General features: G+C 75.0%; 21 protein-coding genes. 12 read left to right on the top strand and 9 right to left on the bottom strand.

What is annotated here, in order from left to right; translation table 11 throughout:
- Positions 1-79: 79 nt before the first annotated feature.
- Positions 80-2,107 (bottom strand): molybdopterin-containing oxidoreductase family protein, encoded by a 2,028-nt coding sequence (locus DMH08_RS10140; RefSeq protein WP_125613248.1) that lies wholly within the window; start codon positions 2,105-2,107, stop codon positions 80-82.
- Between the two features lie 193 nt (positions 2,108-2,300).
- On the opposite strand from DMH08_RS10140, the gene thyX reads away from it, so the two are divergent.
- The 3 genes from thyX to DMH08_RS10125 all read left to right on the top strand — a co-directional run bounded on the left by thyX (position 2,301) and on the right by DMH08_RS10125 (position 5,047).
- Complete coding sequence (thyX, locus tag DMH08_RS10135) at positions 2,301-3,032, top strand: FAD-dependent thymidylate synthase (RefSeq protein WP_199747717.1); 732 nt, start codon at positions 2,301-2,303, stop codon at positions 3,030-3,032.
- Between the two features lie 85 nt (positions 3,033-3,117).
- Positions 3,118-4,281, top strand: a complete 1,164-nt coding sequence (locus DMH08_RS10130) for an LAGLIDADG family homing endonuclease (protein ID WP_125613246.1) — start codon at positions 3,118-3,120, stop codon at positions 4,279-4,281.
- Between the two features lie 55 nt (positions 4,282-4,336).
- A complete protein-coding gene (locus tag DMH08_RS10125; RefSeq protein WP_026406184.1) occupies positions 4,337-5,047 on the top strand; it encodes a dienelactone hydrolase family protein in 711 nt (236 codons plus the stop codon).
- A 29-nt stretch (positions 5,048-5,076) separates the two neighbouring features.
- Here DMH08_RS10125 and DMH08_RS10120 read toward each other — a convergent pair whose 3' ends face one another.
- Entirely contained in the window at positions 5,077-5,475 is a 399-nt protein-coding gene (locus tag DMH08_RS10120) for a PaaI family thioesterase (RefSeq protein ID WP_125613244.1), read from the bottom strand.
- 110 nt (positions 5,476-5,585) lie between these two features.
- On the opposite strand from DMH08_RS10120, the gene DMH08_RS10115 reads away from it, so the two are divergent.
- The 4 genes from DMH08_RS10115 (at position 5,586) to DMH08_RS10100 (ending at position 9,028) form a co-directional block, all read left to right on the top strand.
- Entirely contained in the window at positions 5,586-6,386 is an 801-nt protein-coding gene (locus tag DMH08_RS10115) for an MmyB family transcriptional regulator (protein WP_026406182.1), read from the top strand.
- A gap of 118 nt (positions 6,387-6,504) precedes the next feature.
- Positions 6,505-7,221, top strand: coding sequence for a gamma-glutamyl-gamma-aminobutyrate hydrolase family protein (locus DMH08_RS10110; RefSeq protein ID WP_026406181.1), 717 nt, complete (start codon positions 6,505-6,507; stop codon positions 7,219-7,221).
- Between the two features lie 68 nt (positions 7,222-7,289).
- The gene (locus tag DMH08_RS10105; RefSeq protein WP_026406180.1) at positions 7,290-8,237 is read left to right on the top strand and encodes an alpha/beta hydrolase; all 948 of its coding nucleotides are present in this window, start codon (positions 7,290-7,292) and stop codon (positions 8,235-8,237) included.
- Complete coding sequence (locus DMH08_RS10100; RefSeq protein WP_026406179.1) at positions 8,234-9,028, top strand: enoyl-CoA hydratase/isomerase family protein; 795 nt, start codon at positions 8,234-8,236, stop codon at positions 9,026-9,028. Before DMH08_RS10105 ends, DMH08_RS10100 begins: the two co-directional genes overlap by 4 nt.
- 32 nt (positions 9,029-9,060) lie before the next feature.
- On the opposite strand, the gene DMH08_RS10095 is transcribed toward DMH08_RS10100, so the two are convergent.
- Complete coding sequence (locus DMH08_RS10095) at positions 9,061-9,525, bottom strand: SRPBCC family protein (protein ID WP_026406178.1); 465 nt, start codon at positions 9,523-9,525, stop codon at positions 9,061-9,063.
- A gap of 87 nt (positions 9,526-9,612) precedes the next feature.
- Complete coding sequence (locus DMH08_RS10090) at positions 9,613-10,794, bottom strand: acyl-CoA dehydrogenase family protein (RefSeq protein ID WP_026406177.1); 1,182 nt, start codon at positions 10,792-10,794, stop codon at positions 9,613-9,615.
- Positions 10,795-10,974: 180 nt separating this feature from the next.
- Between DMH08_RS10090 and DMH08_RS10085 the strand changes: the two genes are divergently transcribed.
- A complete protein-coding gene (locus DMH08_RS10085; RefSeq protein ID WP_125613242.1) occupies positions 10,975-12,405 on the top strand; it encodes an aldehyde dehydrogenase family protein in 1,431 nt (476 codons plus the stop codon).
- A 13-nt stretch (positions 12,406-12,418) separates the two neighbouring features.
- Here DMH08_RS10085 and DMH08_RS10080 read toward each other — a convergent pair whose 3' ends face one another.
- From DMH08_RS10080 to DMH08_RS10065, 4 genes are all read right to left on the bottom strand, one after another.
- Positions 12,419-13,948: an RtcB family protein gene (locus DMH08_RS10080; protein WP_026406175.1), complete on the bottom strand. Its 1,530-nt coding sequence runs from the start codon at positions 13,946-13,948 to the stop codon at positions 12,419-12,421.
- Between the two features lie 127 nt (positions 13,949-14,075).
- On the bottom strand, positions 14,076-14,672 hold the full coding sequence (locus DMH08_RS10075) for a TetR family transcriptional regulator (RefSeq protein ID WP_051301622.1): 597 nt from the start codon (positions 14,670-14,672) through the stop codon (positions 14,076-14,078).
- 132 nt (positions 14,673-14,804) lie between these two features.
- Positions 14,805-15,668 carry an ATP-binding cassette domain-containing protein gene (locus tag DMH08_RS10070; protein WP_233617511.1) on the bottom strand — a complete coding sequence of 288 codons (864 nt, stop codon included), beginning with the start codon at positions 15,666-15,668 and terminating at the stop codon, positions 14,805-14,807.
- Between the two features lie 26 nt (positions 15,669-15,694).
- Positions 15,695-16,555: an SDR family NAD(P)-dependent oxidoreductase gene (locus tag DMH08_RS10065; protein WP_125613238.1), complete on the bottom strand. Its 861-nt coding sequence runs from the start codon at positions 16,553-16,555 to the stop codon at positions 15,695-15,697.
- A 237-nt stretch (positions 16,556-16,792) separates the two neighbouring features.
- Between DMH08_RS10065 and DMH08_RS10060 the strand changes: the two genes are divergently transcribed.
- Positions 16,793-17,986 carry an acyl-CoA dehydrogenase family protein gene (locus DMH08_RS10060; RefSeq protein WP_026406174.1) on the top strand — a complete coding sequence of 398 codons (1,194 nt, stop codon included), beginning with the start codon at positions 16,793-16,795 and terminating at the stop codon, positions 17,984-17,986.
- Complete coding sequence (locus DMH08_RS10055; protein WP_125613236.1) at positions 17,983-19,071, top strand: acyl-CoA dehydrogenase family protein; 1,089 nt, start codon at positions 17,983-17,985, stop codon at positions 19,069-19,071. The genes DMH08_RS10060 and DMH08_RS10055 overlap by 4 nt, the downstream gene beginning before the upstream one ends.
- A gap of 46 nt (positions 19,072-19,117) precedes the next feature.
- On the opposite strand, the gene DMH08_RS10050 is transcribed toward DMH08_RS10055, so the two are convergent.
- Positions 19,118-19,675, bottom strand: a complete 558-nt coding sequence (locus DMH08_RS10050; RefSeq protein WP_051301621.1) for a universal stress protein — start codon at positions 19,673-19,675, stop codon at positions 19,118-19,120.
- 171 nt (positions 19,676-19,846) lie between these two features.
- Between DMH08_RS10050 and DMH08_RS10045 the strand changes: the two genes are divergently transcribed.
- Positions 19,847-20,389, top strand: a complete 543-nt coding sequence (locus tag DMH08_RS10045; protein ID WP_125613232.1) for an XdhC family protein — start codon at positions 19,847-19,849, stop codon at positions 20,387-20,389.
- Between the two features lie 148 nt (positions 20,390-20,537).
- Positions 20,538-21,575 carry a sigma-70 family RNA polymerase sigma factor gene (locus DMH08_RS10040; RefSeq protein WP_125613230.1) on the top strand — a complete coding sequence of 346 codons (1,038 nt, stop codon included), beginning with the start codon at positions 20,538-20,540 and terminating at the stop codon, positions 21,573-21,575.
- The last annotated feature ends 41 nt before the right edge of the window (positions 21,576-21,616 follow it).

The raw sequence follows: 21,616 nt of genomic DNA, 5'->3' as shown, positions 1-21,616 counted from the left end.
GCCGCGCGGAGCGGCATTCTTCGCGGACGCGCCGTTCCGGACGTCCGCGCCGGGGGGCCGCGGCACTGCGGTGCCGCGGTCAGGCGCGCGCGGTGACCTCCACGCGGGTGTCGTGGAAGACCGGTCCCGCGCCGAGGTCGGTGTCGCGCTCGGCGACGACCGCGTTGGCGTTCGAGCCGCCGGAGAACTTGGCCCAGTGCCCCTTGCTCGTCGCCGCGACGCCCGGCCTGACCTGGTCGGTCACCCGCAGGACGGCGTCGAAGCCGCCCCGGTCGTTGGCCACCCGGACCGGCTGCCCGTCCGCCAGGCCCCGTGCGGCGGCGTCGTCCGGATGGAGCCGGACGGCCAGGCCGCCCGACCGCCGCCGCAGCTCCGGGTTGTTCGCGAACTGCGTGTTCAGGAACTCGTGCGAGGCCGCCGAGATCAGCGCCAGCGGGTACCGCGCCGCCCGGTCCGGGTCGGCGACCTCCGCGGGCGGGACGTACGCGGCGTCGCGGGGGAACTCCAGCCGCCCGGACGGCGTCGGGAACCCCTCGGCGTACGGCAGGAACGGGTCCGGCACCGACATGCGCACGAAGCCCTCCTTGCGCAGCCGGTCCAGCGTGACGCCCGCCATCCACGGATGGCCGGACGCGACGAGCTGCTCGGCGAGGCTCTCGTCCGAGTCGTACAGGCTCGGCTCGGTCAGCCCCATCCGCCGCGCCAGCCGGCGGAACGTCTCCGTCGTCGGCAGGCACTCGCCGGGCGGCGCCACCGCCGGCTCGTTCCACGTCAGGTACAGGTGCCCGTAGCCCTCGTGCAGGTCCATGTGCTCGTGCTGCGCCGTCGCCGGCAGCACGATGTCGGCGTAGTCGACCGTGTCGGTCGGGAACTGCTCCAGCACCACGGTGAACAGGTCCTCGCGCGCCAGGCCCGCCCGCACCCGGTTCTGGTGCGGGGTGCTGCCCACCGGGTTCGCGGCGATCACGAACAGCGCCTTGACCGGCGGGTCCTGGACGTCCAGGAGCGCCTCGCCGAGCCGCGTCATCGACAGCGTCCGCACCGGCCCCGGCCGCAGGTCGTCGCGCCACAGCGCCGCCTTGTCCAGCCGGTTGTGGCCGGACGTGGAGAACGCCAGCCCGCCGCCGCGCCGCGCCCAGTCGCCGGTCACCGCCGCGAACCCCGCCAGCACCCGCAGCGCCGTCCCGCCGCCCGCGTGCCGCTGGAGCCCCTGCGTCGCGCGGATCGCGGTCGGCCGGGTGCGGGCGATCCGCTCGCCGAGCGCCGTGATCCGCTCCACCGGCACCCCGGTGATCCGCGCGGCCCGCTCCGGCGGGAACTCCGCGATCCGCTCGCGGAACTCGGCCCAGCCCGCCGTGTGCTCGCGCAGGAACCGCTCGTCCTGTCCGCCCGCCGCCACGACGACGTTCAGCAGCCCGAGCGCGAGGGCCGCGTCGGTCCCGGGGAGCGGCGCGAGGTGCTCGTCCGCCTGCTGCGCGGTCCGCGTCCGCACGGGGTCGATCGCCACCAGGTGCGCCCCGGCCTTCCGCGCGTCCTGCACGAACTTCCACACGTGGTGGCCGCTCGTCAGCGGGTTCGAGCCCCACAGCAGGATCAGCCGCGCGTGCGCGAGGTCCTCCGGGTCCATGCCGCCCGCCGAGCCGACGGTCGCCTCCATGCCCGCGGCGCCCGCCGCCGAGCAGATGTTGGCGTAGTGCGCGGACGCGCCGAGCACGTTGAAGAACCGGCGCCCCGAGTACCCTTCGAGCCCCTGCAGGTAGCCCAGCGTCCCGGTGCCCCAGTACGGCCAGACCGCCTCGCCGCCGTGCTCCCGCACGGCGTCCCCGAGGCGCTCCGCGATCTCGTCGAGCGCCTCGTCCCACGAGATCCGCTCGAACCGCCCCTCGCCCTTGCGGCCCACCCGCCGCATCGGGTGCAGGATCCGGTCGGGCTGGGCCGCCCGTTCGAGCCACCGGTTCACCTTCGCGCACAGCGCGCCCCGCGTGTACGGGTGCTCGGGGTTGCCGCGCAGCCGCACCGCCTCGCCGTCCCGGACCGTGACCACCCAGGAGCAGCCGTCGGGGCAGTCCAGCGGGCAGGCTCCCAGCACCTTCAGTTCGGGCCCCATCAGCCGCTCCTCTCCGGGACGCGCCCCGTTCGTGCGACGTCCGTCGCGTCCCTCCGACCCCGGACGAATCCCTCCAGTGTGCGTCATACATCCAGCAGCGTGACACCCGAACGCACCTGACGGCCCCGGCCGGACCTCCAACCGTCTCCGGTAGGGTTGCCGCGGCCGGTTCGAAGGTGTGAGGGGGAGTCCGGTGACGGGTGCCGAAGCGATGGACGTCGAGTTCCGCAGCGACGTGGAGGTGGAGCTCATCAAGTCGGCGGCATCGGACGCCGACGTGCTGTGGGCCGCTCGGGTGTCGACCAAGGGCGAGAACTCGCTCGAAGAACTGGACGCCGACCCGGAGCGCTCCAAGGGGCTGATCAACTTTCTGATGCGGGACCGGCACGGGACCCCCTTCGAGCACTCCTCGATGACCTTCTACGTGCAGGCACCGATCTTCGTGTTCCGTGAGCTCATGCGGCATCGGACGTTCTCCTTCAACGAGGAGAGCGGCAGGTACAGGCGGCTGGCGCCGGTCTTCTACGTGCCGGCCGCCGACCGGAAGCTCGTGCAGGAGGGCAAGCCGGGGAAGTACGTGTTCGTGGACGGCACTCCCGAGCAGCACAAGCTCGTGACAGAGGCCACAAAGGACAGCTACCGGCAGTCCTACCGCGCGTACGTGGAAATGCTCGAGGCGGGAGTCGCGCGGGAGGTCGCGCGGACCGTTCTGCCGGTGGGCCTGTACTCGTCCATGTACGCGACGTGCAACGCGCGAGCCCTGATGAACTTCCTGTCCCTCCGCACGAAGCGCGAAGACTCGACGTTCCCCTCGTTCCCCCAGCGCGAGATCGAGATGGTCGCCGAGCAGATGGAGGAGCAGTGGGCCGCGCTCATGCCGTTGACCCACGCCGCCTTCGAGACGAACGGTCGCGTGGCCCCCTGACGTCGACATGACGTTCACCCACCGCGATGTCAGTGGCACGTGCTGTGATGTCTCATGGCGGTGTCGTCGGGAATCGGGGGGTGCAATGGCGGTCGGATACGACGACCGGACAGCGGTGCTGACCGACCGCGGATGGGTGCCGTGGCCGGAGATCGATGGCCGGGAGGCCTTGGGGGCTGTCGATCCGGTATCGGGGGCTCTGGAATACCAGCAGCCCCTCGCCTTCTCTCATCGCGAGTACCGCGGGCGGTTGTACAGGGTCCGGTCCGAGCAGGTCGATCTGCTCGTCGGTGACGAGACTCTGCTCTGGATCCTGCGGCATGACACCCGCGCGGCCAGGCGCGGCGAACAGCCCTTCGGCTTGGAAACCCCGCGAGCGCTTCACCATAAACGAGTCCGCTACGACAAAACCGCGAAGTGGTTGAGCGGTACCGACGCCGATGTCGAGATTCAGGGCACCTCCCGCTCATGGGTCCGGGGTGGGAGGCGGTGCACGCGCAAGTATCCGGGTGCGACGTTTCCGGTCGGACCGTTCGCCAAGTTCCTCGGGTATTACCTGGCCGAGGGTTCTGTCAACGGCCACCAAATTGCTCTTGCCCAGAACAGAGGGCCGGTGCTGGATGAGATGGTCGGAACCATTCGAGCGATGGGACTGCCGACCTATGTGCCGAATTCTGGTAACGGTGGTGTCCGTACCCAATGTGTAGCACTCCGCGATTTCCTTGCCGAGTTGGGTCATGCTCCCGACAAGCGCGTCCCTCCGGTCGTTCACGGCTGGACCCCGGAAATCCTACGGATCTTCCTGTCGGCCATGGTGGTCGGAGACGGAAGCACGCACCCGAAGACAGGCCACCGGGTCATCTACACGGCATCGCCGTTGCTGGCCGACGCATTGCAAGTTCTGGCGATCAAGGCCGGCATCAGCGCCAACGTTCGCATTGATGACCGCACCGGCATGCGGCGTGTTATGCCCAATGGACAGTCGTTCCATAACCTGCGGCCAGGATACATCGTATCGCTGCTTTCCAAGCGCAATCGTCCGCTTGTCAATCACGGGCGCGGACATTCGAGTCGCTATTGGAATTCCGCAGGATATCATGATGAGTATCAGGAATACGAGGGTGGCATTCACTGTGCAAGTGTCCCTCATGGATTGCTCCTGGTTCGCCGGAACGGAAAGGTGGTCGTGTCGGGGGCGGCAGCGATCAAGGGTGGCGTTGACTTCGGTCCGATTAAGGCAGGGGCTTGACGGGACCAGTTTTGGGGTTGGGCGGCAAGGCCTGGGTGGGGGAGGCTTGGGCGGTATGACCGACGTCGAGATTCCCACCGGAGCACGCGACCTGCCCGGGTACCTGGCCGTCCCCGAGGGCGAGGGCCCCTGGCCCGGCGTGGTCGTCCTGTTCGAGGCCCTCGGGGCGACCGCGGACATGCGCGCCCAGGCCGACCGCTTCGCCGCGCACGGCTACCTCGCCGTCCTGCCCGACCTGTACGGCGGCGCGCCGTGGCTGCGGTGCGTGTCCAAGGCGATGCGGGACATGCGCGCCGGGCGGGGCGCGACCTACGACGCGATCGAGGCGACGCGGGCCTGGCTGGCCGGACGCGCCGACTGCACCGGCGCCGTCGGCGTGTGCGGCTTCTGCATGGGCGGCGGCTTCGCGCTCGTCGCCGCCGCCCGGTACGACTTCCGGGCCGCCGCGGTCAACTACGGCATGCTGCCCCGCCGTCCGGACGAGGCGCTGCGGGACGCGTGCCCGATCGTCGCCGGCTACGGCGCCGCCGACCCCACGCTCCGCGGGGCGGCGCGGAAGCTGGAGCGGGTGCTGGCGGACGCCGGCGTGCCGCACGACGTGAAGGAGTACCCGGGCACGGGGCACGGCTTCCTCACCGACAGCGAGCCGCCGGGCCCGCTCGGCCCCGTCTCGAAGATCGTCTTCGGTATGGGCAAGGGCCGCGAGAACGCCCCCGACGGCTGGTCCCGCATCCTCGCGTTCTTCGACGAGCACGTCCGCGAGTGACCCGGGGCGCGGGTACCCCGGCCGGACCGTCAGGGGCGCAGGACGGCCTGGGTCTGCGTCACCTGCGCGACGCGGCGGCCCTCGCCGTCGTGCAGGTCGGTCTGGACGACGACGACCGTGCGGCCCGCGTGCAGCGGGCGGGACGTGCCGCGGACGCGGCCCTCGCGGACGCCGCGGAAGAAGTTCGTCTTGGACTCGAGCGTCGTGGTGGACGCGCCGTCGGGCAGGTTGAGGAACGCGCACGCGGCGCCGAGGGTGTCGGCGAGGGCCATGAGGGCGCCGCCGTGCAGGACGCCGCCCGCGGTGCAGCGGTCGGGCGCCCAGTCGAGGCCGCCGGTGACCTCGTCGGGGCCCGCGGTGTCGATCTCGACGCCGAGGGCGCGGGCGAACGGCATCGCGTCGACGAGCAGGTCGGGACTGGGCTGCATGGTTCCTCCTCCGGACTGCGGACCGGGCCAGCCTCGCGACCGGGCGGCGGCGCGTCCATTACCTCCGACGTCATCGCCGCCGTGACGTGCGGGCCGGTAGCGTCGGTGCGGTGACGACGATCATGAACGAGGTGCGGCCGGTCGGGGAGCGGCTGCGGGCGTGGCGGCAGCGGCGGAGGCTGAGCCAGCTCGAGCTGGCGTCCGAGGCGGGCGTGTCGACGCGGCATCTGAGCTTCGTCGAGACGGGGCGGTCGGCGCCGAGCCGGGAGATGGTGCTGCGGCTGGCCGAGCACCTGGACGTCCCGCTGCGGGACCGCAACCTGCTGCTGGTGTCGGCCGGGTACGCGCCGGTGTTCGAGGAGACGCCGATCGAGGAGCCGCGGATGGACTCGGTCCGGGCGGCGCTGAAGCAGGTGCTGCGGGGGCACGAGCCGTTCCCGGCGGTGGTGGTGGACCGGTTCTGGAACCTGATCGACGCGAACGGCGCGGCGGCGCTGTTCATGGACGGCGCGCCGCCGGAGCTGCTGGAGCCGCCGCTGAACGTGCTGCGGCTCAGCATGCACCCGGACGGGATGGCGAAGAACATCCTGAACCTGGCGGAGTGGCGCGCCCACATGATCGACCGGGTGCGGCGGCACGTCCGGCTGACGGCGGACGCGTCGCTGGCGCAGCTGTACCGGGAGCTGCGCGACTTCCCGGGGGACGTCGGCGAGGCGATCGCGCCGCCGGCGGACCACGAGGTGTTCGTTCCGCTGCGGATCCGGGTGGACGACCGGGATCTGTCGTTTTTCAGCACGATCGCGACGTTCGGGACGCCGGTCGACATCACGGTCGCGGAGCTGGCGATCGAGTCGTTCTACCCGGCGGACGCGGAGACGAGCGCCTATCTGCGGGAACGCGCGGGCTGGTGAGGCGCCCGCGCCGGGTGCGCCCTCTTGCGGCGGGGGAGGCGGGACGACAGGGTGGGGGGACTCTCCTGACGGACGAGCCGCCCGGCCGCCGACACCGGCCGGGAGAGGGGAACGACCCATGTCAGAGCCCGGCCGGATGCCGCTCATCGGCATCACCGCGTGCCAGGAGCCGGCGCGCTGGGGCATGTGGGTGCGGGAGGCGGCGCTCCTGCCGGTCCCGTACCCGCGGTGGGTGGAGCGGGCCGGCGGCGTGCCGGTGCTGCTGCCCCCGGCGGCGTCGCTGCGCGGCGTGGGCGCGCTGGTCGAGCGGCTCGACGGGATCGTCCTCGCGGGCGGCGGCGACGTGGACCCGGAGCTGTACGGGGCGGAGCGGCACCCCGAGACGGATCCGCCGCAGCCGCAGCGGGACCGCTTCGAGCTCGCGCTGGCCCGGGCCGTGGTGGACGCGGACGTCCCGTTCCTGGGGATCTGCCGGGGCCTGCAGATCCTGAACGTGGCGCGGGGCGGGACGCTCGTGCAGCATCTGCCGGAGGCGGTCGGGCACGAGGGGCACGCGCCGGTGCCGGCCGCGATGGGGGCGCACGCGGTGCGGATCGCCCCGAACAGCCTGATCGGGAAGGTGCTCGGGGAGTCGGCGGACGTGCCGACGCTGCACCATCAGGCGGTGGGGCGGCTCGGGAAGGGGCTGGCCGCGGTGGCGTGGGCGGACGACCAGGTCGTCGAGGCCGCGGAGGTGCAGGGGCACCGGTTCGGGGTGGCCGTGCAGTGGCATCCCGAGGAGGGGGACGACGGCCGGCTGTTCGAGGCGCTGGTGTCGGCGGCGCGCGGCGGGTAGCGGTTGGCGTCCCGAGGGCGGGGAAGACGAACCGGTAGTTTCCGTCGCTTCCCCCCGGAGGTCGCCGCATGCCGCTGCACCCGCAGACCGTGAGCTTCCTGCAGATGCTGCGCAGGTGGACGGCGGTGCCCCCGGGCGAGCCGGAACCCACGATCGAGGAGATGCGGGAGCGGGTCGGCGCGGTGTTCCCGGTGGGGCGCCGCGAGCTGCCCTTCGTGGACGACCTGGCCGTGCGGGGCCCGGACGGTCCGGTGCCGGTGCGGCTGTACCGTCCGGCGGAGGGGCCGCTGCCCGCGGTGGTCTACCTGCACGGCGGCGGCTGGGTGCTGGGCGGGGTCGAGAACGTGGACGGCCTGTGCCGCGGTCTCGCGGCGGACGCGGGCTGCGCCGTGCTGAGCGTCGGGTACCGGCTGGCGCCCGAGCACCCGTTCCCGGCCGCGGTGGACGACGCGTGGGCCGTCGTCGCGGCGGCCGTCCGGGAGCCGGGGCGGTTCGGGATCCGGCCGGGACCGGGGGCGGTGGCGGTGGCCGGGGACAGCGCGGGCGGCAACGTCGCCGCGGCGGTCGCGCTGCTCGCCCGCGACCGGGGCGTCGGGCTGGCGCACCAGCTGCTGGTCTACCCGGTGACGGACACGGCGCGGGACGCCCCGAGCTGGCGGGAGTACGGCAGCGGGTACGGGCTGGACGCCGCCGCGCTGTCCCGGTTCATGGACCTGTACCGCGGCGGCGCCGACCCGCGGGATCCGCGGCTGGCGCCGCTGCGCGCCCCCGACCTGCGCGGGGCCGCGCCCGCGACGGTGATCACCGCGGAGTACGACATCCTGCGGGACGAGGGCGAGGCGTACGCGCGGCGCCTCGCGGCGGCGGGGGTGCCGGTCGAGCTGCGGCGCTACGACGGGGTGGTGCACTCGTTCTTCCTGATGCCGGAGGTCTTCGACGCCGGTGCCGAGGCGGTGGCGTACGCCGTGGCACGATTGCGAACGGCATTCGGTCACTGCGAGCGGGAGGCGTCATGAGCGACCGGTACGGGACGTACGAGCGGCTGCGGATCGACTGGGCGGCGCCGGGGGTGCTGCGGGTGACGCTGAGCGCGCCGGGGCGGCTGAACGCGGTCGACACGGTGGGCCACGGGGAGCTCGCGCGGATCTGGCGGGACGCGGACGCCGACGACGAGGTGCGCGCGATCGTGGTGCGCGGCGAGGGCGAGGCGTTCTCGGCGGGCGGCGACCTGTCCATGATCGAGGAGATGATGGGCGACCACGCGGCGCGCCGCCGGATCATGCGGGAGGCGCGCGACATCGTGATGAACGTGATCGACTGCGCGAAGCCGGTGGTCAGCGCGATCCAGGGCCCGGTGGTCGGCGCGGGGCTCGCGGTGGCGCTGCTCGCGGACGTGTCGGTGGCGGGCCGCTCGGCGAAGATCATCGACGGGCACACCCGGCTGGGCGTCGCGGCGGGCGACCACGCGGCGATCGTCTGGCCGCTGCTGTGCGGGATGGCGAAGGCGAAGTACTACCTGCTGCTCAACGACGTCCTGACGGGCGAGGAGGCCGAGCGGATCGGCCTGGTGTCGCTGTGCGTGGACGACGCCGAGGTGCACGACCGCGCGCTGGAGATCGCGGGGCGGCTGGCCGCCGGGCCCGCCGAGGCGATCCAGTTCACCAAGCACGCGCTCAACAACTGGCTGCGCTCGGCGGGACCGGCGTTCGACGCGTCGCTGGCGATGGAGTTCTTCGGGTTCACCGGACCGGACGTGCGCGAGGGCGTGGCGGCGCTCCGCGAGAAGCGCTCGCCCGAGTTCGGCTGACCGCCGGTCCGGGCACGCCCGCCGGTCCCGCGTCAGCCGAACCGGCGGGCGAGCGCCTCCAGGCCCGTCGCGTAGATGCCGAGTTCGAGCGTCCGGCCCATGGCCAGTTCGTCGGCCGTGTCGGCGGAGAAGTCCGCCGACCACTCCACGAACGCGCGCCCGGCGCCGGCGGAGGCCGCGGGCCCGCCGGGTGGGCCGGCGACGGGGGAGACCCGCAGCCGGCCGCGCACGTCCCGCACCGGCAGCGGGCACTCGAGGATCTCGTAGCGGTAGGCGCGGCCGGCGTCGTCGAGGGCGGTGAGCCGCTCGCGGAACACCGAGTCGCCGGGGCCGATGAGGCGGCGGACGCAGCCGACCCGGTCGGCCGGGCCGCCGTCCTCGATGACCCCGGTCTCCACGCCCGGCAGCCACTCCGCGGCGTTCCCGAAGTCCCGCAGGTAGGCCCACACGTCGTCGGCGGTCGCGTCGATCACGGCGCTGGCGTAGGACCTGGGCATCGCGGTCTCCTCGGGCGACGGGGGCGCTGGTGCCCCTCATGCTCGCCCCGCCGGTGTGATCTTGGCAACACCCGGCGGCACCGGATCTCAGTACGAGCGCGGCAGTCCCAGTTCGTGCTGGGCGATGTGGGCCAGCACGAGCTCCTCGGCGACGGGGATGTTCTTGGCGATGCGGGCGTCGCGGAACATCCGCGCGACCGGGTACTCCAGCGAGTACGCCATCCCGCCGTGCGTCTGGAACGCGCGGTCGGCCGCCTGCCACGCCGCGTCCGCCGCGGTGAGCTTGGCGATGTTGGCCTCCGACCCGCACGGCCGGCCGCGGTCCCACAGCCAGGCGGCCTTGTAGGTCATCAGCCGGGCCAGCTCGACCTGAGCCTTGATCCGGGCGAGCGGGAACGCGATGCCCTGGTTGGCGCCGATCGGCCGCCCGAACGGCGCCCGGTCCCGCGCGTAGTCGCACGCGATCCGCAGCACCAGCTCGCCGGAGCCGACGCCGCCGGCCGCCGCGAGGATGCGCTCGGGGTTGAGGATGTCCCACAGGACGGCGAAGCCCTGGTCGGGCTCGCCCAGCACCCGGTCGGCCGGCACGCGCACGTCGTCCAGGAAGACCATGCTGGACGCGACGGTGTTCGTGCCGAGCTTCGGGATCGGCTGGTAGGTCAGCGTGCCCGCCTCGACGGCCTCCTTGATGTCCACGAGCAGGACGGTGAAGCCCGCGGTGCGGGGGCGCGCCTCGGCGGCCGGGATCGTCCGGGTCACGAGCACGAGGAAGTCGGCGCGCTCCATGCCGGAGATCCAGATCTTCTGGCCGGTCACCAGGTAGCCGTCGCCGTCGCGGCGGGCTTGGGTGGAGATGTTCATCGCGTTGCTGCCCGCGTCGGGCTCGGTGATCGCGAAGCAGGTCTCCAGCTCCCCGGCGGCGATCTTCGGCAGGAACTCGGCGCGCTGCGCCTCCGTCCCGTGGCGGGCGATGGTCAGCCCGCCGAACGCGGGGGTGAGCAGGTACATGAACGACGCGGCGCCGCCCGCGCCGCCCTCGGCGAGCGACTCCAGCGCGACCGCGAGCTCGAGGAGGCCCTGTCCGGCGCCGCCGTGCTCCTCGGGAATGGCGAGGCTGTGCCAGCCGCCCGCGACCAGCTCCCGCCACACCTCCTCGGGCCACCGCTTCTCGGCGTCGCACCGGCTCCAGTACTCCTGGTCGTACTTCCCGGCGATGGCCCGCACGCCGTCGCGCACCGCGATCGCGCTCTCCGGCAGGTCGAAGTCCACGCAAGCCTCCTGGCGTCTGTCCTGTTCGGCGTCCGATCAGGCCGGGCGCCCGATCAGGCCCCCCACCGTAGCCGATGTGGTAAGTGGCCACTGACATCGGGGCGGCGGCCATTGAACCCTCCCGTCCCGGGTAGGCGGGACGCGACGACAGGGGACCGGGGAGACGACGCGGAGGTTCGGATGCGGGTGCGGGACGGCTGGACGCTGGCGGGCGGCCGGTGGAGCGGCGGCACCGGGGACGAGACGTTCACGGTGGCCGACCCGGCGACCGGCGAGCCGGTGGGGGAGGTGCCGGTCTGCTCCGCCGCCGACGTCGAGGACGCCGTGTCCGCCGCGGCCGCCGCCGCGCCCGGCTGGGCCGCCGTTCCGGCCGCCGAGCGCGGCGCCGCGCTGCACGCCGCGGCGGACGCCGTCGAGGAGCGGGCCGACGAGCTGGCCGCGCTGGTCACGACCGAGATGGGCAAGCCCGCGGACGACGCGCGCGGCGGCGTCGAGGCCGGGATCGGCACCCTGCGGCAGTACGCTGAGCTGGGGCCGCTGCACCGCGGCCGCAGCCTGCAGGGCGGCCCGACGGCGACCGACCTCATGGTCCGCGAGCCGCGCGGCGTCGTCGCGGTGATCACCCCGTGGAACGATCCGGTCGCCATCGCCTGCGGGCTGATCGGCGCCGCCGCCGTCACCGGCAACGCGGTGGTGCACAAACCGTCCGAGCGGACCCCGCACGCCGGCGCGCTGCTCGCCGAACTGCTCGCGGGCGCCCTGCCGGACGGCGTCCTCAACCTCGTCACCGGCGACGGCCGCACCGGCGAGGCGCTGGCCGCCGACCCGCGCCCGGACGTCGTCGCGCACGTCGGCTCCACCCGCGCGGGCCGCCGCATCGCCGAGCTGGCCGCCCGCAACGGCGCGAAGGCGCTGCTGGAGAACGGCGGCACCGACCCCCTCATCGTCGACGCCGGCGTCGACCCGCACCGGGCCGCCGAGCAGGCCGCCGTCGGCTGCTTCGCGAACGCCGGGCAGATCTGCACGTCCGTCGAACGGATCTACGTGCACGAGTCGGTGCACGCCGGCTTCCTCGACGCGCTCGCCGAACGCGCCCGCGCCATGCGCACGGGACCGGGCTTCGACCCCGCCACCGAACTCGGGCCGCTCGTGGACGAACGGCACCGCGCCCGGGTGCACGAGCACGTCGAGAAGGCCGTCGCCGACGGCGCCCGGGTCCTGGCCGGGGGCGCGATCCCGGACGGCCCCGGCGCGTTCTACCCGGCGACCGTGCTGGACGGCTGCACCGACCAGATGGCGGTCATGGCCGAGGAGACGTTCGGGCCCGTCGCGCCCGTCCGCGCCGTCGCGTCCTTCGACGAGGCCCTCGACGCCGCGCGCCGCGCCCGGCACGGCCTCGCCGCGACCGTCCTCACCCGGGACATGGCGCACGCGCGGCGCGCCTGGCGGGACCTGCCGGTCGGGACCGTCAAGGTCAACGCGGTGTTCGGCGGCGCCCCCGGCGGCGCCGCCACCCCGCGCGGCGCCTCCGGGGAGGGCTTCGGGTACGGGCCCGAACTGCTCGACGAGATGACCGCGGTCAAGGTCGTCCACATCGAGGCCGCGCCCTGACCCCGGCCGGGCCTCACCCCTTCACGGTGAGCAGCGGCCGCAGCTCCGCGACCGGCGACGCGACGCCGCCGCCGTGCAGCGCCGACACGACCGGGCCGATGTCCTTGTAGGCCCACGGCGCCTCCTGCTTCAGGTCGCGCCGCCACGCGGCCATGACGTCCGCCCGGCGCGCCGCCCGCGGGTCGCGGTGGTCCAGCGGCGTGACCACCCGGAACTCCCGCAGGAACGCGTCCAGCTCGGCGTCGCCGCCGCGCGCCGCCGCTCCGCGCGGCACCCGCCGTCCGGCGCCGTGGCACGCGCTCGCGACCGTCCGGGCGTCGCCGTGCCCGCGCAGCACGAAGCTGGACGCGCCCATCGACCCGGGCACGATGACCGGTTCGCCCCACATCGCATACGGTCCGCCCGCCATCTCCGCGTGGCCGCCCGCCGGGGTCGCGCCCTTGCGGTGCACCGCCCGGCCGCCGTCCCGCCAGAAGAGGTTGTGCGGCGCGTCGTACAGGAGCCGGGCGTCCGGGCCGCCGCACTCGGCGGCGAGCCCGGCGCGCATCGTCAGCGCGAGGAAGAACCGGTTGCCGAGCGCGAAGTTGGCGGCGTTCCCGAACGCCTCCAGATAGCGGCGCCGGTCCGGCTCCGAACGCTCGTCCAGCAGGAACGGCAGGACGCCGTTGCGCGGGCGCGGCAGGCCCTTCGGCCACCGCGCGCGGAGCCGGTCGAGCGCGGTCGCGTTCGCCTGGTGCCCCAGCGACAGCGACCCGCTGTGCACCATCACCGTCACGGTGCCCGGCGCCAGCCCCCACGCGTGCGCGGCGGCCGCGTCGTGGACGCGCGCCACGTACTGCAGTTCGGCGAAGTGGTTGCCGCCGCCGATCCCGCCGATGACGCCGTCGTGGCTCGGCTCGTCCGGCGCCCCGCCCGCGCTGCCGATCCAGTCGGCGAACGCCTCCGCCGTCCCGACGGGCAGCCCGGCGCAGTGGACGCGGTCGAGGCAGTCCTCGGCGTCCTCCGGGCGCAGCCCCGCCCAGGGCGCCGGGCCGGTCGTCAGCAGCCCGGGCAGGCCGTCGCGCAGCAGCGCCTCCCGCTGCAGCGGGGTGAGCGCGATCCGGCGGCCGCCCTCGAAGAACAGGTGCCGCAGCCGCCGCTCGAGCCCGTCCAGCCGGGCCCGCACGCGGTCGGCGTCCAGGCCGGTGACCTCCAGCCGCATGCCGCAGTTCACGTCGTTGCCGACGGCCTGCGGGAGCAGCGCGTCCCGCACGTCCAGGACCGTCCCGATCGGGATCCCGGCGCCCTTGTGGAAGTCGGGGGTGAACGCGGCGCGGGCGATGCGCGGCTCCCCGACCGGGCCCGGCGCGGCCTCGGCGAGCCGCTCGAGGGTCCGCGCCGTCTCCAGCAGGTCCAGCGCCTCGGTGACGGCGGCCGGTTCCAGCGGGACGTCCGCCCCCGCGCAGATCTCCGCGGGGACGCCGTGGGGGTTGGGCAGCGTGAGCCAGTGCCCGCCCGTGCGGACGAGTCGATGATCTTGACGTGCGGAATGGACCGCGGGCATGGAAGCCTCCGGGTGACGGCCGAACACGGAAAGGAGCCGTCCGCGCGAAGGGCGCGACGGCGGGACGGGCGCCCGTCCGGGGCGCACCGGTCTCCTCGGGTTCAGCAGCCGCGAGGCGGGGGAGACGCTACCGGGCGCCCCCGGCGCCGTCATCCGGTTTTCCGGCGGCCAGGTAGCCCGTCACCATCCGGGCGACGGAGCGGGCCGCGCGCTCGGGCGGCCCGGACGGCAGCATGAGGTGGCTCATCGTCAGCCGGACGGCCGCGTCCGCGACCTCGGCCAGCGCCGCCGCGTCCAGATCCGGCCAGTGCCGCATCGCGTGGTCGGCGAGCCGCGCGCTGGCGGTGAACAGCAGCGGCTCCGCCTGCGTCGTCAGCAGCGGCAGCAGCTCCTCCCCGCCGGCCCCCGTCAGCACCGCCTTCTTCAGCTGGTCGTCCGCCGACGTCTCCAGGGTGTACCGCACGGCCGCGACCACCGCGTCGAACAGGTCGGCGTGCTCCGACAGCACCCGGTCGATGCCGTCGAGGTACCGGTCGTTGTCGCGGATCACCACCGCCTGCGCCAGGCCCCACTTGTCGCCGAACTCGTTGTAGACGGTCTGCCGGCTCACCCCGGCGGCGGCCGCGACGTCCCGCATGCGCAGTCCCCGGTACCCGCGCTCGACCAGCAGCGCGGCGGCGGCGTCCAGCAGTGCTTCGCGCACGGGACGGTCGGCGGTGCCCATCAGCGTTCCTCCGGATGCTGGACGCGTCGACCGCGACGCGGTCGGCGGTCGGTGGGCCCCCATTATCACCCGGCCCGCTTCCCCGGTCTCCGGCCAGGCGCCCGCCGCCCGGAACGCGGGCGGGCGGTGCGGTCAGCCGGCCGGGAGGCGCGCCTCCGGGCCGCGCGTGCCCCGGTACGCGCCGCGTGCGCGGGCGTCGGCGCGGACCTCGGCGGGCGGGCCGCTCGCGACGACCCGGCCGCCGTCCAGGACGTGCACGACGTCGCAGACGCCGAGGACCGGTTCGAGGTCGTGCCCGGCGACCAGGACGGCCAGGCCGTCGGCGGCGAGATCGCGCAGCAGCACCTCCAGCGCGCGGGACCGCCGCTCGGGCAGGCCCGTCCACGGTTCGTCGAGCAGCAGGACGGACGGGTCCGCGGCGAGAGCGCGCGCCAGTTCGGCCAGCCGGGCGACGTCCGGCGGGACGGCGCGCGCGGAGCGGCGGGCGTACTCGCCGATGCCGACGCGGGCGAGCAGCTCGTCGGCGCGTCCGGCCGCGTCCCGGCGGGCCGCGCGGCGCCGCCGCCACCGGTCCCGCGCCGTCCGGCCGGGCTGCTCGCGGGCCGCCGCGTGCCGGACCGCGGCCGTCCGGACGGCGTCCCGCACGGTCGCGCCGCCGAGCGGGCCCGGACGCTCGAACGTGCGGGCGACGCCGCGGCGGGCGCGCTCGCGGGCGCCGCCGGTGAGGTCGGCGCCGCCGAGCCGGACGGTGCCCTCGCTGGGGCGGCGCAGCCCGCTGATGACGTCGCACAGGGTGGTCTTGCCCGCGCCGTCCGGGCCGATCAGGCCGGTGACCGCGCCGGCGGGCGCGGCGAGCGCGGCCCGGTCCACGGCGGTGAGCGCGCCGAACCGGACGGTCACGCCCGACACGAGCAGTCCTCCGGCGGTCGGGGACATGGCGGTGGGGAGCATCCGCACCTCCCGGCGGGGCACGAGGACGGCCGTGACCCGGATCATGTGATCTAGATCACCGGTTCCTCACCTTACTGAGGAGGCGGCGCGGCGGCAACGCCCTCCGCGGGGCCCGCGGCGGCGCCGGAACCGGCGATCTCGCCGAGCCGTTCGCGGCGCCACTCCTTGACCCCGGCGACGAAGCCCTCCACGTCGGCGGCCTTGCCCGAGGCCATCTGGTCGAACCAGTCCGGGACGTACCGCTCGAACCGCCCGTCGCCGATGACCTCGAGGACGGCCGCCGCCACGTCGCCCGGCGGGCGGGCGTCCGCGAGGTCGCTCAGCGGCTCCTCCTCGCCGGGCCGCGCGTCGAACAGCTCCGTGCCGCCGATGAGCGCCGGCTGCACCACGTGGACCTGCACGCCCGTGCCGTCCAGGTCGACGGCCATGCTCTCCCAGAACGCGGTCAGCGCGGCCTTCGACGCGGCGTACGCGGCCTCGTGCGGCGGGCCGAGCCGCGCCGCCACCGACCCGATCGCCACCAGGTGCCCGCGCCCCCGCGCGACCATGCCGGGCAGCACCGCGAGGGTGAGCCGCACGGCCGACAGGTAGTTCAGCCGCAGCACTTCCTCGGCGTCGGCGGGCGCCAGGTCCAGGACGTGCCGCCGCTTCGGCGCCCCCGCGTTGTTGACCAGCACGTCGACGCCGCCGAACTCCGCCTCGGCCGCCGCGGCCAGCGCCGCCGCGGCGTCCGGGTCGGCCAGGTCGGCCGGCCACATCGCCGAGCCCGGCGCGTGCTCCCGGCACCGGGCCAGCACGCCCGCCAGCCGGTCCGCACGCCGCGCCGTCAGCCCCACCCGGGCGCCGGCGGCGGCGAGCGCCTCCGCGACCGCCGCGCCGATCCCCGACGAGGCGCCCGTGACCAGCGCCGACCGTCCCGCCAAAGTCACCATGCGGCGAACGTGGCACAGCCGCGGGCGGCCCGGCAAGGCGCATCGCCGGGCCGGACCCTGCCGTTACCCTCGCGCCCGCCTCCGGTGCCGGGTCCGCCCGGACGGGGTGCCCCTGTTGACGCCCGTGCGCGCGGGTTCCTAGGGTGGACCTGCCATACCGACCGGTTGGTATGTCCGATGGCGACGCCGCGCCGCCCGACACGCGGCGCCGCCCGACACCGCGCGGAGGTCCGCCCTGTGAGCACAGCACCGCCCGACGCCGACGAGCTGGACAGGAGGGTCGACGCCTTCCTCGCCGAGCACGACCCCGCGGCCGCCGAGCCGGGAGAGTTCCTCCGGGCCCGCTACGACGCCGGCCTGGCGTGGGTCCACTACCCGGAGGGGCACGGCGGCCTCGGCGCCCCCCGCGCCCTCCAGCCCGCCGTCGACCGGCGGTTCCGCGAGGCGGGCGCCCCCACCAACCAGCCCGAGCGCAACGGCATCGGCCTCGGCATGGCGGCCCCCACGGTCCTCGCGTTCGGCACCGAGGAGCAGAAGCGCCGCTTCCTGCGCCCCCTCTGGACGGGCGAGGAGATCTGGTGCCAGCTGTTCAGCGAGCCCGGCGCCGGCTCCGACCTCGCCGCGCTCGGCACCCGCGCCGTCCGCGACGGCGACCACTGGATCGTCAACGGCCAGAAGGTCTGGACGTCCATGGCCCACGAGGCCCGCTGGGCGATCCTGGTGACCCGCACCGACCCCGACGTCCCCAAGCACCGCGGCATGACGTACTTCGTGTGCGACATGACCGCGCCCGGCGTCGAGGTCAGGCCGCTCCGGCAGATCACCGGCGAGGCCGAGTTCAACGAGGTCTTCCTCACCGACGTCCGGATCCCCGACGAGCACCGCCTCGGCGAGGTCGGGGACGGCTGGCGCGTCTCCACGACCACCCTCATGAACGAGCGGGTCGCGATCGGCGGCGCCGCCGCGCCCCGCGAGGGCGGCATGATCGGCGTCGTCGCGAAGCTGTGGCGGGACCGCCCCGAGCTGCGCACCGCCGGGCTGCACGACGCCCTGCTGCGGCTGTGGGTCGAGTCCGAGGCCGCCCGCCTCACCGGCGAGCGGCTCCGCCAGCAGCTCGCGGTCGGCAAGCCCGGCCCCGAGGGCTCGGCCGCCAAGCTCGCCTTCGCCGACATCAACCAGCGCACGTCCGGGCTCGAGCTGGAACTGCTCGGCGCCGACGGCCTGCGCTACGACGACTGGACGATGCGCCGCCCGTCCGAGGTCGACTTCACCCGCCGCTCGCCCGGCTACCGGTACCTGCGCGCCAAGGGCAACTCCATCGAGGGCGGCACCTCGGAGATCCTGCGCAACATCATCGCCGAACGCGTCCTCGGCCTGCCCGGCGAGATCCGGGTCGACAAGGACGTGCCGTGGAAGGACCTGCCGAAGTGACCGACCTCCTCTACACCGAGATCGAGAACGACCTGCGCGCGAGCGTCCGCGAGGTCCTCGAGGACAAGGCCCCCTGGACGGCCGTGCTCGCCGGCACCGAGAAGGACGAGCCGCACGACGCCGCCCTGTGGACGGCCGTCGCCGCGCAGCTCGGCTGCGCCGGGCTGCCCGTCCCCGAGGACCTCGGCGGCGCGGGCGCGAGCTGGCGGGAGACCGCCGTGGTGATGGAGGAGCTGGGCCGCGCCGCCGCGCCCGTCCCGTTCCTCACCAGCTCCGTCGTCGCCACCGCGGCGCTGCTCGCCGCGGGCGAGCGGGACCTGCTCGGCCGGCTCGCCGCCGGGGAGGCGATCGCCGTCCTCGCCGTCCCGTTCGCCGCCGCGCCCGGCGCCGACCCGGCGGCCGGCCCCGGCCGCGCGCCGACCGTGTCCGGCGGCGCGCTCACCGGCGCGGTCGCGGGCGTCGCCGACGGCATGGCCGCCGACGTGCTCCTCGTCCCGGCCGCCGGCGGGCTGTACGCGGTGGACGCCGCCCACGCGCGCCGCACCGCCGTGACGTCCCTGGACATGACCCGCCGCCTCGCCGACGTCGCCTTCGACGGCGCCCCGGCCCGGCCGGTCGCCGACGGGCCGGACGCGGTCCGCGCCGCGCTGCTGACCGGCGCCGCGCTGCTCGCCTCCGAGCAGCTCGGCATCGCCGAACGCTGCCTGGACGACACCGTCGCCTACGTCAAGACCCGCTACCAGTTCGGCCGCCAGATCGGCTCCTACCAGGCCCTCAAGCACCGCCTCGCGGACCTGTGGACGTCGATCACGCAGGCCCGCGCCGCCGCCCGCTACGCCGCGTCCTGCGCGGCCGCCGCGGACCCCGACCTGCCGGTCGCCGCCGCCGTCGCGCAGGCGCACTGCTCGGCCGTCGCGGTCAAGGCCGCCGAGGAGTGCGTGCAGATGCACGGCGGCATCGGGTTCACGTGGGAGCACTCGGCGCACCTGTTCCTCAAGCGGGCCAAGGCCGACTCGATCGCGCTCGGGTCGCCCGACCGGCACCGCGCGGCGCTCGCCGCGCTGGCGGACCTGCCGCCCGCCTGACGCCGCCCCGCCGGCGGCCCCGCCGGCGGGACCGGCCGGGCCGGTCCTACCGGTCGAGCCCGAGCCGGCGGCCCAGCCGCCGGAACCGGGACTCGTCCGGGACGTGCTCCGGGCTCGCGCCCCCGGCCGCGAGCCGCTCGAGCAGCGAGTCGAACGCGGGCGGGCCGACGCACACCAGCGTCGCCCGGGAGCGGCGGGCGCAGTGCAGCCGCACCGACGGGCGCACCAGCCGCGACAGCACTCCCCGGCGGCCGTGCCCGACGACGAGGATGTCGTCCTCGCCCGCGAGCCGCACCAGCGTCGCGCCCGGCTCGCCGACCAGGGCCAGCGCCGTCATGTCCACGCCGTCCGGCGGGCCGTCGCACACGTCCGACAGCAGCCGGGCGATGAGGTCCGCGCCGGAGCCGCGCAGCGCGTCGGTGACGCCGCAGCCGAGCTGCCCGGCCGCCGACACGTGCGGGGGGAGCGGGGCGGCGTGCGCCACCAGCAGGGGGAGCCGCCGCAGCCGCGCCTCGCCGATCGCCCAGGAGAGCGCACAGCGCGCGCCGGCGGAGTCGTCGACCCCCACCACGACACGGGGGCCGCCCTCCGGCCTCACGATCACGGTCCCTCCTGAAGCCTGCGGGGTGAGGTGGTTCACCTTACATTGAAGGAATACCCGCCTCCGCGGAAGTGTTTCGCCTCGGTTCACCTCCGGTTCTCGGCGATTCCGCCGTTCCGGGCGGCGGCGCGCGCCCCGCTGGACCGCCGGGCGGCGGCCCGGCAGACTTCCGCCATGGGCACACCGACGCCGGCCGCATCCGGCGCCTCCGGCGAGCACGTGCGCGGCGGCGCGGACGACGGCACCGCGTGCGCCGTCGCGCACGGCGACGTCCGTCCCGGGACCGGCGACCGCACCCTCGTCGCCGTCTTCGCCACCCCGGTGGCCGAGCACCTGCTGAGGTACGGCGCCGACCTCGGGTACCGCACCTTCCTCGTGGACCCCGACGAACGGCGGGACGGCGCGGCGGCGCTCCCGCCGCTGGACGCCTCGGCCGACGTCGTCGTCACCGACCACCACCGCCCCGAACTCGGGCGGGTGCTGGCCGCCGTGCTCACCCAGCCCGTCCGCTGGGTCGGCGTGATGGGCAACCCGCGCCACCCCGCCCCGCACATCCCCGCGCTCACCGAACTCGGCGTCCCGTACGACGACATCGCCCGGGTGCGCCGGCCCATCGGCCTCAACATCGGGTCCCGGACGCCCGCCGAGATCGCCGTCGCGACCCTCGCCGGGCTGATCGCCGACCGCAACGGCCGCCCCGGCGGGTTCGAGTTCTGACCCGTCCACCGGCTGCGCCGCAGGTCAACCGCGTAGGATGGAGCGGCGCACGGGTTCTGTCGGTGGGGCGGTCTACGGTCGGGACGAACGGGCGGCCGCCGGCCCGCGCCGCCGCGAGGTACATCGCCGAGCGAAGGTGACGACGACCATGCCAGCCGACCGCACGCAGCAGAAGAACGCCGCCGCGACCGTGGACGACCGCGCCCCCGCGGGCGGCCGCGCCGCCGCGGACGACCGCGCGTTCCTCGACCGGGCCGACCCCTACCGGCGCGAGCTGCTCGCGCACTGCTACCGGATGCTCGGGTCCATCCACGACGCCGAGGACCTCGTCCAGGAGACCTACCTGCGGGCCTGGAAGTCCTACGAGCGCTTCGAGGGCAGGTCCTCGCTGCGGACGTGGCTGTACCGCATCGCCACCAACGCCTGCCTCACCGCGATCGACCAGCGCGGCCACCGGCCCATGCCGTCCGGGCTGGGCGCCCCGAGCGACGAGCCCGAACGGCCCGTCGTCGCGTCCCCCGAGGTGCCGTGGCTGGAGCCCGCCCCCGACGCCGTCGTCGCCGCGGACGCCGCCGACCCGGCCGCCATCGTCGCCGCCCGGGAGAGCACCCGGCTCGCGTTCGTCGCGGCGCTGCAGCACCTGCCCGCCAAGCAGCGGGTCGTGCTGATCCTGCGGGACGTCCTGAAGTGGCGGGCCGCCGAGGTCGCCGAACTGCTCGGCACCAGCACCGCCGCCGTCAACAGCGCCCTGCAGCGGGCCCGGGAACGCCTGGAGCAGGACGGCCCCGCCCGCGACGAGCTCGTCGAGCCCACCGACCCGTCCGTCCGGAACCTGCTCGACCGCTACGCCAAGGCGTTCGAGGACGCCGACATCGCCGCGCTCCTCGAACTGTTCAAGCAGGACGCCGTCTGGGAGATGCCGCCGTTCCCAGAATGGTTCGTCGGCGCCGAACCCATCGTGCGGCTCATCACCGCGCAGTGCGCCCCCGAGCCGGGGGAGCTGCGCATGCTCCCGTCCGCCGCGAACGGCCAGCCCGCGTTCGGCCTCTACCGGCGCGACGAGGAGGGCGTGCACCGGCCGTACCAGCTGCAGGTCCTCTCGATCACCGCCGACGGTGTCGCGCACGTCTCCGCGTTCTTCGACACGTCCCTGTTCCCGCTGTTCGGCCTCCCGCAAAGCGCCTGACCGGAGCGCTGTTCTTCCGTTCAGCGGAAAACGATGTCCAC

Origin of the sequence: Actinomadura sp. WAC 06369, assembly GCF_003947565.1 — a bacterium.
GTDB lineage: Bacteria > Actinomycetota > Actinomycetes > Streptosporangiales > Streptosporangiaceae > Spirillospora > Spirillospora rifamycini.
The sequence above is the reverse complement of the archived record's forward strand: the minus strand, read 5'-3'. Positions and strand labels throughout refer to the sequence as shown.

What these genes read in the sequence shown, in the direction of transcription:
- DMH08_RS10140 (WP_125613248.1), bottom strand. Translation starts at nt 2,107, where the DNA reads ATGGGGCCCGAACTGAAGGTGCTGGGAGCCTGCCCGCTGGACTGCCCC.
- DMH08_RS10130 (WP_125613246.1), top strand. Translation starts at nt 3,118, where the DNA reads ATGGCGGTCGGATACGACGACCGGACAGCGGTGCTGACCGACCGCGGA.
- DMH08_RS10125 (WP_026406184.1), top strand. Translation starts at nt 4,337, where the DNA reads ATGACCGACGTCGAGATTCCCACCGGAGCACGCGACCTGCCCGGGTAC.
- DMH08_RS10120 (WP_125613244.1), bottom strand. Translation starts at nt 5,475, where the DNA reads ATGCAGCCCAGTCCCGACCTGCTCGTCGACGCGATGCCGTTCGCCCGC.
- DMH08_RS10110 (WP_026406181.1), top strand. Translation starts at nt 6,505, where the DNA reads ATGTCAGAGCCCGGCCGGATGCCGCTCATCGGCATCACCGCGTGCCAG.
- DMH08_RS10105 (WP_026406180.1), top strand. Translation starts at nt 7,290, where the DNA reads ATGCCGCTGCACCCGCAGACCGTGAGCTTCCTGCAGATGCTGCGCAGG.
- DMH08_RS10100 (WP_026406179.1), top strand. Translation starts at nt 8,234, where the DNA reads ATGAGCGACCGGTACGGGACGTACGAGCGGCTGCGGATCGACTGGGCG.
- DMH08_RS10095 (WP_026406178.1), bottom strand. Translation starts at nt 9,525, where the DNA reads ATGCCCAGGTCCTACGCCAGCGCCGTGATCGACGCGACCGCCGACGAC.
- DMH08_RS10085 (WP_125613242.1), top strand. Translation starts at nt 10,975, where the DNA reads ATGCGGGTGCGGGACGGCTGGACGCTGGCGGGCGGCCGGTGGAGCGGC.
- DMH08_RS10080 (WP_026406175.1), bottom strand. Translation starts at nt 13,948, where the DNA reads ATGCCCGCGGTCCATTCCGCACGTCAAGATCATCGACTCGTCCGCACG.
- DMH08_RS10075 (WP_051301622.1), bottom strand. Translation starts at nt 14,672, where the DNA reads ATGGGCACCGCCGACCGTCCCGTGCGCGAAGCACTGCTGGACGCCGCC.
- DMH08_RS10070 (WP_233617511.1), bottom strand. Translation starts at nt 15,668, where the DNA reads ATGATCCGGGTCACGGCCGTCCTCGTGCCCCGCCGGGAGGTGCGGATG.
- DMH08_RS10065 (WP_125613238.1), bottom strand. Translation starts at nt 16,555, where the DNA reads ATGGTGACTTTGGCGGGACGGTCGGCGCTGGTCACGGGCGCCTCGTCG.
- DMH08_RS10045 (WP_125613232.1), top strand. Translation starts at nt 19,847, where the DNA reads ATGGGCACACCGACGCCGGCCGCATCCGGCGCCTCCGGCGAGCACGTG.
- DMH08_RS10040 (WP_125613230.1), top strand. Translation starts at nt 20,538, where the DNA reads ATGCCAGCCGACCGCACGCAGCAGAAGAACGCCGCCGCGACCGTGGAC.